A 15,050-nucleotide genomic window follows, 5' to 3' on the forward strand; every position below is an offset into this window, starting at 1 on the left:
TATACTACTTAGACGAATAAATAAAAAATAGTTGCTTACTTTTTAACGAATTAAAGCTACTGTTCCTCTAAACTTACTAATTACATCGCTTAAGTCAACATACGTGACACTATACACATAAACATCTGCTTCGCAAGGCTCCCCTTTTTCAGTACCATTCCAACCTTCAAATAAATCGTCTGTTTCAAAAATCACTTCTCCCCAACGGTTGTAAATTTGCAATAAGAAGCCATTTTCCTTGATCCCAAAAGATGCTACATTAAAAACATCATTTGCACCATCCCCATTGGGAGAGAAAGCATTAGGCACGTAGATATTTTCAACCGGCTCAATTAATAAACTTTGATACAAACTATCTACACAATTATTTTGAGTATAAGCTATCAACAACACCTCAAACTTTCCTGTATCTGGGTATTCATAAACAGGTTCAAACTCTTCCGAAATATCTGTATCTGTTAAGAACCACAAATAACCATCCGTTCCTATACTGTTATTGATTGTTTTGATTTCTCTCTCATACATATTGGTAACAGGAGGAATGATACTAAAATCAGCGATTGGGTTATGGTAAACAGTAAGATAATCTTCCAAAAGTAAGGTATCTTCACAACCAACATCATTGGTTACAATGTATTTCATATCAATTGTAACATCCTCTTCATTAGAATTATTTTCAAAACAGTTAGAGAATGTACTTCCTATTCCCAGCCTATTGTTATCAAAAAACCACTCTTGACTCACCAAACTACTAGAATTTACTTGCGTTTGATCTAGAAAATCGACACATAATGGTGAACAACCACTAAGGCGATTCAAGGAAAAACTTGCAATAGGAGACGCCTTAACCGTGACAGGGTTTACCAATGTATCTACACAACCATTATCAGAGATCGAGATCAACTCCGCCGAATAAATTCCTGGTAAAGCATATTGATGAGATGGGTTGGTAACACTTTCATTTGAATTGTCTCCGAAGCTCCAATTTGAAATCATGATAGCTCCTGAAGAAATGCTTGATGAATTTTGAAAAAGTGTTGCTCCTTCATTATCACAAACTGTATTGGTTTGAAAACTAGAAATTGGCGCAGGGTAAACCTCAACATTTTGGTTATCCTGAGCAATACAACCGTCAGATGACTCAACTAATAATGTTATCGAATAAGTTCCTACTGCATTATATTTATGATTTTCTTCATAGTTAGTCGAAGTATTGCCATCTCCATAATCCCAAGTAATACTACTAATAACTCCTGGTGAGTTAATTAAAGCTGTACTTTCTATTTGAACACTGTCATACACACAGGCATTGCTAGCATAAAAACTAGCTACCGGAACCGCAAAACGTTCTGTTGTTTGAAAAGCTGTATCTCTACACCCATACTCTGTTTCAACGATTAAACGAACATCATAAACTCCTGGTTGGAAATACTCGTATTGAGGTGTTTCCTCAAGACTTTGAACAAGTGTTACAGGAGAAGCATCTCCAAAACTCCACATATTAGCAGTAATAACACCTTCAGCCGAAGTAGAACTATTCGTAACATCAACAAACTCATTTAAACAACCATCAGTTACCATAAAATTCGAGGTAGGAGATTCATATATCGTAATTGTATTTACACTATCATCCACACATCCAAATACTGTCTCTACTTCTAACCGAACTGTGTAAACTCCATTATTATTGAATGTAAGTGTTACATCTTCATTGTTTGACGTTTCAGTACCAATACTCCATTCATAAGTTTCTATTACATCTGAGGAAAGAACCATTGATGAATTAAAAAAATCAGCTTGGTCTCCAGTACATGTATTCACATACTGAAAAGAAGCAGTTGGCTGAGGTAGTACTTGCACTGATTTTGTTACTGTTCCTACGCAGCCATTAAGGTCTGTTCCTACACATGTGATATTATACTCCCCTGGAGCATTATAATTATGTGAGACACTTTCAAGATTATTGTATACTGTACCGTCCCCCATATCCCATGAAACTGTTGATAGATCATAGAATCCTGGTTCTAAAAAAGCCTGCACATTAGTCGCTTGACAAATAGAGTCTCTTACTAATGTATAATCAAATATTCCTGTATAAATTAAGTTAGAATAAGTCACATCTGCTTGCGACCTATTATAAAACCCAAATTCACCTGGAGACATTGAAGCATTTTCCGTGTGAACTAAAGTACCATCAATAGTCACCGAAAAGCCTGTGGCAAAATAATCAATGATAAAATTATGATTAAAATGTCGCACCCAATAATTCCCTGGATCAGAAAAAAGAGTTGTCACCCCATTTTGATCTATTTCTCTAATATACATCCCATTACCGTTACCACCTTCATCCCATTGAAATAAATAATAATGAAAATTCCCTACTCCTATTGTCCCTTGCACTCCAAAAACAAACCCCATTTGATCATCGTCATTATCATCGGTTCTAATACTTCCTGAGATCGATGTATTGATAAGCTGGCTACCATTCAAAAAATAGACATCAGCTCCATTTACTGTTTGATGAACGATATTACCTGCTCCCAAAATATCCCAATTCCCCCCTTGTGCATACCACCCATTATTGAAATCATTAATTTGGTTACATTGCCCCAACACTTTATTGTTTATTAACAATACCAGCATTACAACAATTTGAAGTAATAGTATGTAAAAAGTTTTACTCATCTAATCCTACAGCTTTATTTTTTTACTTGAACTTTTAGATGACGGATACTCTTGTTACCAACCAATGAAACGGTATAAACCCCATCCGACAAATAACTTAAATCTAGGATATTCTCTTGCTCTGCTGAATAAACCAATCGACCTATAGCATCATGCACTAGAGTGTGCGTCCAATCTACTTCAGTACTCTTTATATTAAAAATTCCTGATGATGGATTAGGATATATTTTGATCGTATTTTGGCTATTTTCTTCTACACCAACATAACCAACATAAACTAAAACAGAATCTGAACTTGAGCAATCCCCTTCTACACCAGAAAGCACAACATAATATGCTCCTGCTGTATTATAAATATGATATGGATTTCCCATTATTGACGTCCCCCCGTCTCCAAAGTCCCATAAATAAGTGGAAGCAATAGACCCAGTATTAAAAAACTGTATCCCTTCCCCTGTATTAATGCTATAGGTATTTGCATCAGCTATCACAACTGCATTGGGGTTGACTTGAACTGGTATTGATAATTGCTGACTACACCCACCGTTTATACCAGTTAACGTTAATGTTGTTGAATATTCAAATACTGAGGTTAATTCAGCTATTGTATCTCCTGTACTCCATACGTAACTGTTCGCTCCACTTGGAGTAAACGTCGTAGCAACCCCTTGACAAATAGATACAGAAGTTGGAGATACAGATAAACTAGGAACAGTATCAACATAAATAATTGAACTTAAGCTATCTCTACACATTAAATCGTCTACCAAAACCACTTGATATTCTGTTGTAGTAGATGGCGATACAATATGATAATTTGAATTAGGGAGTCCTTGGTTCCATTCATAAGTTATATTAGGTGTTGTTCCACTCACGATTATTGTCGCATTATCGCCTTCACAAATATGTTGAGCTCCAGAAATAACACCATCTATCTGACTTTGCTTAATTGGAATACTAACCTCTCCTACACAAGCTCCTCCATTAACCCCTCGTAACTTTAAACTATCCAATCCTGATGGATAAGACACCGTGACTTGACTTACTGTATCTCCTGTATTCCAACTATACACATTTGCGCCAGAAGCCGATACAACAACTTCATCACCTGAGCACAAGACTACTTCACTTTGGTCTAATATAAGGTTAGGAGTTTGAATAACAGTAATCTCAGTGGTTAATGTATCGCGACATTCATAATTATCTGTTACAACAACATTATACACTGTTGTTGAAAGTGGAGAAACCTGATGTGCTTCAATTGCAGGCAATCCATTATCCCATGAAAAGGAGGAATTAAGGTCGGTCGATTCAACAGCTATTGTAACCATATCTCCCTCACACATTACCAAGGAACTGGTAATTGTATTCTCCATAAAGCTTTCTCCGACATATAGTATTTTTTGTTGTTCACACAATCCATCATTGACACCAGTCAAAACAATAGAATCAACGCCTAAAGGGTAATCTAATGTTATTGACGCATTTGTCCCCCCAATATTCCAGAGGTAAGAATCTGCTCCTGAGGCTACAACTAACTCTGTTTCTCCCCTACACAACACAACTGTATCATGCGTCAATGACATGTTAGGATAAGCAATCACTTCGACTTCTGTAGACAGGGTATCATCACAACCATAGGCATCGGTTGCAACGACAGTATAATTTGTTGTTAAATTGGGCGTTATGGTATGAACATTTGTATCTCCCAAACCTAAGTTCCAAGCATAACTGACTCCTACTCCACCTACTTGTTGCACTTCTATCTGAAGGCTATCTCCTTGACACATACGATAAGATGGTATTAAAGACGTTTCCATATTACTTTGGTTTAATGGAATAGCAACATAGGTAGAGCAATAATCAATATTATCTATTCCATATACGCTTACCGAATCTAAAGAAGTGGGGTAGGTCACAGTAATAGCATTTGTTGTTTCATAATTATTCCAAAAATAACTTACTCCCCCAGAAGCGGAAACACTAACTGTTTCATCTTTACATAAATTTACTTCTGTTAATGATAGTGAAACATTGGGAGATGGGAGAACTTCCAAATAGACCTGATCTTGATTTACACAACCATTAGCATCGGTTCCTGTTACTGTATATGTTCCTGAGACTGTTGGCAAATAGCTAACCCCATCTGTTACACCATTGGTCCATGAATAAGATTGAGCTCCCCCTCCAGAAAAGACAACTGTATTTCCAGTACACGCTGTATCTTTAGTAGACTGAGCAACAACTGTTGGTAATGGGTTCACTACCACCTGAACTTGAGCATCATTACTACACCCATTGACATCTGTGCCTCGAACAGTATAAGTAACCGTTGAAGTTGGTGAAAATGCCGTTCCATCAGTTACCCCATGATCCCACGTATAATTTAGCGCACCACTTCCAGTAAGTGTAACATTATCTCCCATACAGAGAGCTTGAGAAGTGGCATTTGCGGTTACACTAGGAGGTGAGTGAGGTATATATTGAATCTGGACATTAGCTGTAGTTTGACAACCTGAGGTGGTACCTGTTACACTATACGTTGTCGCCGTACTTGGAGACACTGTTTGAACAGCGCTAGTCCCCAGACCATTATCCCAACTGTAAGTACTAGAACCTGAAGCTGTTAAAACGGCCGATTCTCCTATGCATATTGCTGTTTTTGAAGCGACTATTGATACTGCTGGAGGCTGATTCATAGTGAAATTTCTCACCCCATTGTTATTTGAAACTTCTTGATCAGAATTAGAGGTATTTAAGGTGTTTACCCTTACTTCCACTTCAAAGCTATTGGCTCCATTTACCCCAGAAATATTCGGAATTGATATGGTGGTAGCGTTTCCTGAAGACAATATTCCAGTCCAAGTATAGGTTGTCCAAGCTCCATTATTGACTCTATACCTGATCTTAAAATTATTTAAAGTTTGTGTACCAATATTAGTCACATCAATATTCCCCGTAAATGTTAGGTCACAATCATTTTTATTGACTGTTACATTATCAATACTTAAATCGTACCTGGGTTCACATTTGGCACATTGTGTCATCGTACTAAACCCTCCTGACATTCGAGAACGCATTACAGTTCTTTGACCTGCTGTGAACTCTCCAATACAATTTTGATTATTATAGTCCATGTAATTCTCAACATTCTGATTGTTACAACCTCCAGAACAAGCGTTAGCCACTACTCTAGCATTCCCAGTATCTCCAATACCATCTCCATTTGAACAAACATTGGGGTTAAAATCTGAGAAAGTGTGTGGCAATCCAAAATAATGACCAATTTCGTGCGTTCCTACTCTTCCCTGATAGGCTAATCGCTGATTCCAAAAGAAATATCCGGCAGAATTGGCTTGTGCCGAGGTATTTACTCCTAAACAAGCAGAGGCTACGATAAAGCACCCTGCGACCCCTGGCATAGTTCCTCCATCTGGATCTGCTAAATTGGTATTCCACATTTGAGTAGGTGTTGTTCCTGCTGTTGGACTTAATGGTGCAAAACCTAGATAACCACCAGAAAAAGTATTCACATTATTTTGTCCTTGATTATCAATCTCACTAATCACCCAGATATTTAAGTACCTATTTACATCCCAAGTTGCCCCAGGTCTTGAAGCTATAGAACGTGGTGTAACTCCTCCTGTTCCAGGTGTAAACACTCTAATTCCTCTAGTAGCATAATTTCCGACAGAACTGCAATTGTGTCGTGTAATACCTGTTGTTGGATTACCACTTGGATCTTGTTTAGCTAAACAAAAATCTATTCGTGTATCTACATAAACACCTCTTTGCGATATAGAATGTGTCGCTCTAAAATCTCTATTTAATGCGTCTATTAATGAAGTGGCTTGCGCATCTGAAATATTAATACCACTGCCTACAGACTGTCCGGTATGCATAACATGGATAACTACGGGAACTGTATATACATTATTTTCCCTACATCCAATCGCTTTAGTCTCTCCCAACCTCGACAAACGAATAACCTCTTTCATTTCATCTTTAGTAATAGGGTGTGTATGATGCCCACAAAAACCTTGAGCAACTATATCTGAAACGATAAACAACAAATAAAAAACAATGAAACTATATTTAAGCATAACCTTTATCACTTAACACAATAAATTGACGAAGCACTTCATCATAAGTTGCCCAAAATTAGCTCCTTATCTATTTTAAGACAGCTATTATCTCGTTAAAAGATCTAATCATCTATTTAACGCAAGTAAAAAACAGATTAAACTACCCTAATGAGGCTAAAACCTTAAAGAATGGCTCTTTTTTTCGAATTGATAATGGCACTTTAGATTGATCAGCCATGAGGATAAAACCTCCCTCTTTCTTTTCATAACTCACTAAATGCTCGAGATTAATTAAATGTGATTTGTGTGTACGAAAAAAGCCTAATTCTTCTAGCATTTCACTATATTCTTTTAGTGATTTTGCCACAATTATTTTTCTACCATCTACTAAATAGAATGTAGTGTAGTTAATTTCAGCTTCACATTTTATAATATCTGAAGTCTTTATTAACTTAATAGAATCCTGAGTTTTTAAGATTATTTTTCGGTTGGTCTTCAGCACAGAAGTCAAATGTTCTTTCAGAATTTCAAATTGTACTAACACATCTTTACTGTTAACTTCCCTATCCTTTACCTTATCAATCGCTGCTGTTAAGTCTTCTAAATCAATTGGTTTTAATAAAAAATCAATTGCACTAATTTTAATAGCGTTTAAAGCATAATGACTGTGTGCAGTTGTTATGATTACAGCAGCTTTAAGCTCTTCTTTTACTTCATCCAGTAAATCAAACCCAGACTTACCATTATCTAATTCGATATCTAAAAACACAATATCATAGTCGGTCTTTTCTAGATTTTCTAGCGCTTCAGCGTAAGTATTAGCCACAGCTATCTCTTCGAACAATTCAGAAAAATTGTTTTGAAGTAAAAAAAGTAAAACTTCACTTACTTCTTTTATATCGTCTATAATTAATACTTTTAACATAACAACTAATCAAAGGTATTTTATTTTTTATACCTGTACAAATATTTCTACCAAGACCCCCTTTTCTTCTCCTTTAGAATTAGATAAATCTACAATATTTAACCGTACTGCTTTACCTATTTGACTTTTAATGGTAGCGATTCTTTCTTTTGTTATTTGTATAGAGTAAGACGAGCCTTTTTTTTCGTTTGATGGACTGAATCCCTCTCCAAAATCTCTAACACTACAATACAACTCTTTTCCTTTCAGCTCAAAATTTATGACTACTTTACATGCATTAGATGCTGACATTTCACCATATTTCACAGCATTCTCAATAAAAGGCTGCAACAACATTGGTGGAATCATAATCTCTTCATCTAAGATTTCTTTTTTATAATTCACTTCATAACTTAACTCCTCTTTCTTGTTCATTTGATGAAGGGATAAAAAGTTTTCGATAATTATCAATTCTGATTCTAAAGTGATTTCTTCTTTTCTTGATGATTCTAATATTAATCGAATCAATTTAGAAAACTGAGAAATATAGTTATAACTATCGTTTACCCTGTTCGCAACAATAAAACCTCCTATGGTCGTTAAAGAATTGAAAATAAAATGTGGATTCATTTGTGTTCTAAGGAGTTTCTGCTCTAAGGAAATCAACTTATTTTCTGACTTTAAAGCCTTTCTCCTAAAAAATAGATACATTACGATCAACAATACAATAGCCAACAAAACACTAAAAGCGACCACAATAAATTGTTGTTCTTCTTTTTGTTGCTCTTTTAATACTTCTATTTCATTTTGTCTAACGAGCTCCAGGCTATCTGTATATATTTTTTGACTATATTCAAACTCTGCTTGTTGTCTACCTAGCAACTCTAAATTTTCTGATTTTTTTTCTTCATCTTTTAAAGAGTCTAACACCTCAATCCATTCCAATGCCTTAGTTAGTTGTTGTGTCTCATTTCGATAAAACCAATACAATTTTCTTGCTATTTTAATTTTATTAGACAGCTCCATCATCTCTGTTCCGTCTGCCACTCTCCAAGATTGCTCATAATAAAAAGCCGCTTTTTGTTGATTACCAACAACTTCATAATAATCTCCTAGGCCATAATATGGATGAATTAAGATCCTTTTATTCTCTTGGTTTTCAATTAAATCAACAGCGATGGTATAATTGCTACGAACTAAATTCAAAATAGTATCACTAATTTGCTTTTCATCCCACCCTGATACAGGCAATACATTTAAATGCTCTAGCACATGTTTTTTTTGAATTGTTGTATCTAAATACGCTCCTAAAATCGCATCTGCCAAGTTATAAAAAGTTGTAGGATTACTTGTATCGATCTCCTTTGACAGCGTTGCATATTTTATTGCATTTAAATAGTCTAATATTTCATAGTAATTGTATGATAAATTGGTGTAGGCTACTTCTGTAGGTATCGGTAGAAATTGATCATAAGCCCTCAATAACTCTATATAAATATTAATTGCCTCTTGGTAGTTTTCTAATTTACCGTATACAAAAGTTGAATTATACATTGCCTGAGCTATCAATGCTGAATCGCCAACTTTTTGCCCCCAATTAATTGCCTGTTGGCATAATCTCATTGACGCTTCTGAATCGCCCTTTACTGAATATAAAAAATTTAGTGGGCCAAATGCTTTTGAATAAGAAATAACATCTCCTTTCTCTAATGCCATTACAATAGCTTGTTCAAAATAAACCTTAGCCGAATCATCCTCATAAAAAGAATAAAAACAATTCGCGTATTTTATCGCAGCCCAAACCGCCACATCGTATGGAATTTCTTCGTTTTTGTTATATTCCTCATAACTTTTCTTCCCATAAAAAAGTGCAGAATCTTTATTGTTTTGAAATTCAAAAAAATTCATTAGACTCACATTGTAATACAATTCCCCTTGCTGCTCTCGAGGAACTTCTGACAACTGTTTAATATATTTTCTTGAAGCCTCAAAATTCCCTAAAACCAAATGAGCTAAAGACAATTGATGCAAACTTTTCACCTGATAAACCTCATCAATAGCTTTGGATTGATTAACCGCTTTTTCAAAAAAAAGCAATGCACTATCCAGCTCTTTATTTAAGTAACCTTTGCTAAAATAAACGGCACCTATTTCTGAATCACAAATAAACTTTAGTTTTTGATCACTTAACTCTTGTAGCAATGCCCTTGATTTTAAATAGTGTTTTAATGCCTGTTCATCTTGTTTCTTTTTACTATAAAACCTCCCCAACATCATGTGAGCTTTCCCCAGTGACTTTGTTGTTTTCAGTTGATTAGCTATTCTAAATGCTCTATTGGCAATAGCTTGTATTGAGTCATAATTTACCGCTACTAAATATGCTTTTTGGTATTCAAATAAGTGATCTACATACGCTTCTCTCAATTGATTTTCAGCAGGAACGCTATACACGACATCACGAAGAGAGTCGAGTACTTTTGTTTGACCAGACACCTCTTTGAAACAAAAAAGAAGCAACAGTATTTTCAAGAAGAACTTCACCACTTATAACTTATAATTTTATCCCCACAACAGTCATATCATCTAATTGCTCAAACTGATCACCTATCCAAGTTTCTCTTAACTCTTTTAATTTAACATGCTGTTCGGTCATTAAACACTCTGAATGCTCTAACAAAAATGCTCGTAATCGTTTGGCATAAAACTTCTTCCCCTTTTCTCCTCCTTTTTGATCCGGCAAACCATCTGTAGACATGTATATGACATCTCCTTTTTCATAAGGAATATAGTGAACCTTAGGTTCAGGTTGATCCAACTTTGCCCCTAAGAACAAATTACTTCCCTTATACTCCACCAACTCCCCATTTCTAACATGGTATAAAGGAAGATGAGCTCCAGCAAACTCTATAGTCTTTTCATCAATAACACAAATCGCTAAATCCATCCCGTCTTTTACTGACGATTGATTACGTTGACTTAGTCGCTCTATTAAACGAACATTAATCGCCTTTAAAATAGCTGCTGTATCGGTTATCCCCTCCTGTATAACCTCTTTAAGAATATTAATTCCAATGATCGTCATAAAAGCACCTGGAACTCCATGCCCAGTACAATCAGCAGTAACAAAAACACGTTTACCATCAACCTCTACATACCAATAAAAATCTCCACTTACCACATCTTTGGGTTCAAAAAAGATAAACGAATCTGGAAATAATTCCTTTAACAAATAACTTGATGGAAAAACTGCTTTTTGAATTCTCTTACTGTAATTAATACTATCCTGAATTCCTTCATGTGTTTTACGCAATTGCGTCCTTTTCTCATCAATAGCTTCTTTTTGTAACTCTATTACTTTCTTTTGTTTTAATGTTAGTTGAAATCTCCTGTATAAAACCAACAAAAACAAAACTAACAAGAGCAACCCTCCGTATAAATAATACCGTTTCGTTTGTTCCGCTTCCAATTTTAACTCCTGTTGTTCTTTCTCGTATTTAATCTGTAAATCTTTCTCTTTTTGCTTTAAACTATCTGCATATAATTTTTGGCTAAACTCGTATTCTGCCTGTTTTTTACCTAATTCTTTTAAATTATTTTGGGCTAACTGCTCTTTTTCAAGAGAATCGGTAATCTCCAACCAATGTAAAGCTGCTCCATTATTCTTTTTTTCTTTATTTAAAATATAAAGACGTTTAGCTACCCTCAATTTATCCTTAAGCATTGTTCTCTCTACATTAGACGAATACTCCCATGCTTTTGTATAATTGACCAATGCACTGCTTCTATCACCTATTGTAAAGTAATAATCTCCTAACCCATTATATGGATGCACCAAGTCTTTAAAGTTTTGCGTTTGTTCCAATATTGGAATTGATTTTTCATAAAACTTTCTCACCAAATCCAGTACTTCTTTTTTAGCTTTATCCTCTGAATCAATAACAACATTACCCTCTCCTTCTATTACTCTTGGTAATATCGTTATCTTTTTTATTGAAGAATCCTTATAAGCTGCTAAATAAGCATCCCCTAGGTTGAAATAAACATTTGATTTATCAGGATTTAACCTTAAGGCTACTAATCCATATTTTATAGCATTTACATAATCTTCATCCTCGTGATAGAAATAGGATAAATCTGAATTAAAAGTCTGTTCATAATGAGATGGAAAAAAAGCCAAATAGTTCTGCAACAAATCTAAGTCAATGTTAATTGCAGATTTATAATCTTTCATGGCATCATACACAAAAGTCATTGAATATTTAGATTTAGCAATTAAAGAAGAGTCACCATACTCATGCCCTAATTTTATAGCCGAATTAGCAAGATCTAGTGCTTTTTCATTTTCCCCTTTATTCGTCAACACATAAGACAAGACATGAAAAACCCGATTAAAAACATCTATTTCTTTAATTTCTAAAGATAATTTGACACAAGAATCTAAATAAACAATACAGGAATCATACTCTTTAAGCGTATAATAAGAAGTTCCTATTCTGGCATATTGATTATTCAATAATTTTTTATAGTTTTTTAATTGTTTTCTTTGCTGATGCAGTATTGCTTTTCCTTTTTTTAAGTAAAGAAACACAGAATCTTTCTCTTGTTTCTTTTTATAAATATCAGACTTAACTTTATAATACAACAACTCCGTTTCAATATCCTTATTCTCTTCAGCCAACTGTTGTATATAATCTACATAAACGTTTGCTGAATCGAACGCCTTCACACTTGTATAAACTTGTGCAATTCGATGATAACCAGTCGCTTGTTCTTTAACAGACACCGCATCCAGATATGCTAATGCGCTATAATATGCTAACAAGGTACTATCAAAATCCTCTAAACGATTTCCTTTTTTTAACCAATGATAGTTAGTTCCTCGATAAGCCTCTAAATAATACTTCAAACGCCTGTTATTTACTGTTTCTAGCAAAGCTTCTAATTCATTAAAACGGTTCAATGATTCACGAAACTTTCTTTTTTTATACAACAACTTCGCTTCCAACATCTTTGCTTTCGCTAAGGATTCATTATCACCTATTAAGCTGGCTAATCTTATTGCTTTAGCTTGATACAATTCCATAGAGTCATAATTTGTTTTCTTAAAAAACTCATTATGAATTTTACAAATCAAATTTAGTTTTGCTGTATCCTGATTAAGATTCACTTGATAAAGCTTCCTCAAAGAATCAATTTCCTTACTTTGAGAAAAAACAACAACACCGTATAACACGGCTAAAAACACACCTAAAACTTTTATCATAATCAATTAGGAAAGATAATCTTTTAACAGGAAAAACCCATGTGTTTTGTTATAAAAAACTGGTTTTATTTATTATATGCATCCAATGACTTATTGAAAGCATTTCCTTAATAATAAGTCAACTATTTCTCCCATAAGTGTAAGAATAACTTTATATTTGCTTCGCTTACAATTCAAGACAAAATGAAATATTACAACAACATATTAGAGACTATTGGAAACACTCCATTAGTAAAAATCAACAAAATTACCCAAGGTGTAAAAGGGACAATACTTGCTAAAATTGAAACCACCAACCCTGGCAACTCTGTTAAGGATAGAATGGCTTTACAAATGATAGAAGATGCTGAAGCTGATGGAAGATTAAAACCAGGAGGAACAGTAATTGAGGGAACCTCTGGAAACACAGGTATGGGGCTTGCTCTTGCTTGTATTATGAAAGGGTACAAACTAATATGTGTCTTAAGTGATAAGCAAAGTAAAGAAAAAATGGATATCCTAAGAGCTGTTGGAGCTGAAGTTCACGTTTGCCCAACAAATGTTGCTCCTGAAGACCCTCGCTCTTATTATTCTGTTTCGAAAAGACTAGCAGAAGAAACTCCTAATGGCTGGTATGTTAACCAATATGACAATCCTTCTAATGCCAAGGCGCACTACTTAAGCACTGGTCCAGAAATATGGGAACAAACTGAAGGAAAAATCACTCATTTTGTAGTTGGTGTTGGAACTGGCGGTACCGTTTCTGGAGTTGGAAAATACCTCAAAGAAAAGAATCCAAACATTAAGATTTGGGGAATTGATACTTACGGGTCTGTATTCAAAAAATATCATGAAACAGGAATTTTTGATGAGAATGAGATTTACCCATACATCACAGAGGGTATTGGAGAAGATATTCTACCAAAAAATGTTGATTTTAGTGTAATTGATAAGTTTGAGAAAGTAACGGATAAAGACGCTGCTATTTACCAAAGAAAATTAGCTAAAGAAGAAGGTATATTCGTCGGAAACTCTGCAGGTTCGGCAATCAAAGGGATTTTACAATTAAAAGACGAATTAAAAGAAGACGATGTAGTTGTTGTTTTATTCCACGATCACGGTAGTAGGTATGTTGGAAAAATGTTTAACGACGACTGGATGAGAGAGAGAGGCTTTTTAGAAGAGGAAAAATCTTGCGCTGTTGATTTAATCAAAGATCACCAAGGACAGCACTTAGTAACTGTAACTCCAGACACTCCTGTCTCACAAGCTATTATTTTAATGAAACAATATGGTATTTCACAAATTCCTGTTGTGAATGAAAAAGAGTTTGTAGGATCGTTAACAGATAATCACTTATTTGCTCAACTATTAGACAATCCTGAATTGAAAGAATTGCCTGTTAAAAACATCATGGAAACGCCTTTTCCTGTTGTTGAAGAAAAAGCTTGCCTAGAAGACTTATCGCTCCTATTCAAACAAGATGCAGCTGCAATAATCGTAAAATACGATACAGACAAGCATCACATTATTACCAAACAGGATTTAATTAATGCCATTGCTTAACCTCGATAAAACATGGAAGAAAGGGTTTTCCCCTTTCTTCTTTTTCTTGATTACCGCCACTTCACTTTGGGGACAAGAGCAGGATTCTATTGCCGATAATTTTGAACTCAGTTTTGGGCAGTCTACTTTATTTATTTCCAATGACCAAGCTGCAGCTATTAAAAACGACTTCAATGTTGTGATCCCCACAAACTCCATGCTTTTTTTCTCGGAGTTCAGACCTTTTAAAACCATTAAAATCCCTGTTGTTTTTAATCTTCCCACAGAAAGCAAGCAATTTGTTATTGACGGAAAACTCGTTAGCGAAAAAGCTTCACCTACTTTAGCTTCAGGAGTTGAATTTAAGTTATTTGATTTCAAAATCCCTTACAATGCACAAGTTGAAATGGATCTAGGGACTTTGGGAAGTGTAATCTTTAGAAGCAATTATAAACTAGCTTTTGCCCCTTTAATTACCAATAGAATAAGAATAATTAAGGATAAAAATTTCATCATGTATTTAGGTGGAAGTTATTCTGTTGGTGTCAATACCTGGGGGATGTTTTATGGCACTGGCTACATCTTTTAG

Annotated in this window: 7 protein-coding genes; 2 read left to right on the forward strand and 5 right to left on the reverse strand. The window is 34.8% G+C overall.

Annotated elements, in window-relative coordinates:
* Positions 1 to 42 precede the first annotated feature (42 nt).
* The 5 genes from N4A35_14695 to N4A35_14715 form a co-directional block, all read right to left on the reverse strand.
* On the reverse strand, positions 43 to 2,685 hold the full coding sequence (locus tag N4A35_14695; GenBank protein ID MCT4582663.1) for a PKD domain-containing protein: 2,643 nt from the start codon (positions 2,683 to 2,685) through the stop codon (positions 43 to 45).
* A 14-nt stretch (positions 2,686 to 2,699) separates the two neighbouring features.
* Complete coding sequence (locus tag N4A35_14700) at positions 2,700 to 6,788, reverse strand: M43 family zinc metalloprotease (GenBank protein MCT4582664.1); 4,089 nt, start codon at positions 6,786 to 6,788, stop codon at positions 2,700 to 2,702.
* 142 nt (positions 6,789 to 6,930) lie between these two features.
* A complete protein-coding gene (locus N4A35_14705; protein MCT4582665.1) occupies positions 6,931 to 7,695 on the reverse strand; it encodes a LytTR family DNA-binding domain-containing protein in 765 nt (254 codons plus the stop codon).
* A gap of 27 nt (positions 7,696 to 7,722) precedes the next feature.
* Entirely contained in the window at positions 7,723 to 10,167 is a 2,445-nt protein-coding gene (locus N4A35_14710; protein ID MCT4582666.1) for a histidine kinase, read from the reverse strand.
* Positions 10,168 to 10,225: 58 nt separating this feature from the next.
* Positions 10,226 to 12,937: a SpoIIE family protein phosphatase gene (locus N4A35_14715; GenBank protein ID MCT4582667.1), complete on the reverse strand. Its 2,712-nt coding sequence runs from the start codon at positions 12,935 to 12,937 to the stop codon at positions 10,226 to 10,228.
* 183 nt (positions 12,938 to 13,120) lie between these two features.
* Between N4A35_14715 and N4A35_14720 the strand changes: the two genes are divergently transcribed.
* Positions 13,121 to 14,482 carry a pyridoxal-phosphate dependent enzyme gene (locus N4A35_14720; GenBank protein ID MCT4582668.1) on the forward strand — a complete coding sequence of 454 codons (1,362 nt, stop codon included), beginning with the start codon at positions 13,121 to 13,123 and terminating at the stop codon, positions 14,480 to 14,482.
* Positions 14,469 to 15,050 carry a hypothetical protein gene (locus N4A35_14725; GenBank protein MCT4582669.1) on the forward strand — a complete coding sequence of 194 codons (582 nt, stop codon included), beginning with the start codon at positions 14,469 to 14,471 and terminating at the stop codon, positions 15,048 to 15,050. The genes N4A35_14720 and N4A35_14725 overlap by 14 nt, the downstream gene beginning before the upstream one ends.

The sequence above is a fragment of the Flavobacteriales bacterium genome (assembly GCA_025210295.1).
In the GTDB taxonomy this organism is placed as follows: domain Bacteria; phylum Bacteroidota; class Bacteroidia; order Flavobacteriales_D; family Parvicellaceae; genus S010-51.

Excerpts from the sequence above, each read along its gene's own strand:
- N4A35_14695 (MCT4582663.1), bottom strand. The coding sequence starts at position 2,685 with ATGAGTAAAACTTTTTACATACTATTACTTCAAATTGTTGTAATGCTG.
- N4A35_14700 (MCT4582664.1), bottom strand. The coding sequence starts at position 6,788 with ATGCTTAAATATAGTTTCATTGTTTTTTATTTGTTGTTTATCGTTTCA.
- N4A35_14705 (MCT4582665.1), bottom strand. The coding sequence starts at position 7,695 with ATGTTAAAAGTATTAATTATAGACGATATAAAAGAAGTAAGTGAAGTT.
- N4A35_14715 (MCT4582667.1), bottom strand. The coding sequence starts at position 12,937 with ATGATAAAAGTTTTAGGTGTGTTTTTAGCCGTGTTATACGGTGTTGTT.
- N4A35_14720 (MCT4582668.1), top strand. The coding sequence starts at position 13,121 with ATGAAATATTACAACAACATATTAGAGACTATTGGAAACACTCCATTA.
- N4A35_14725 (MCT4582669.1), top strand. The coding sequence starts at position 14,469 with ATGCCATTGCTTAACCTCGATAAAACATGGAAGAAAGGGTTTTCCCCT.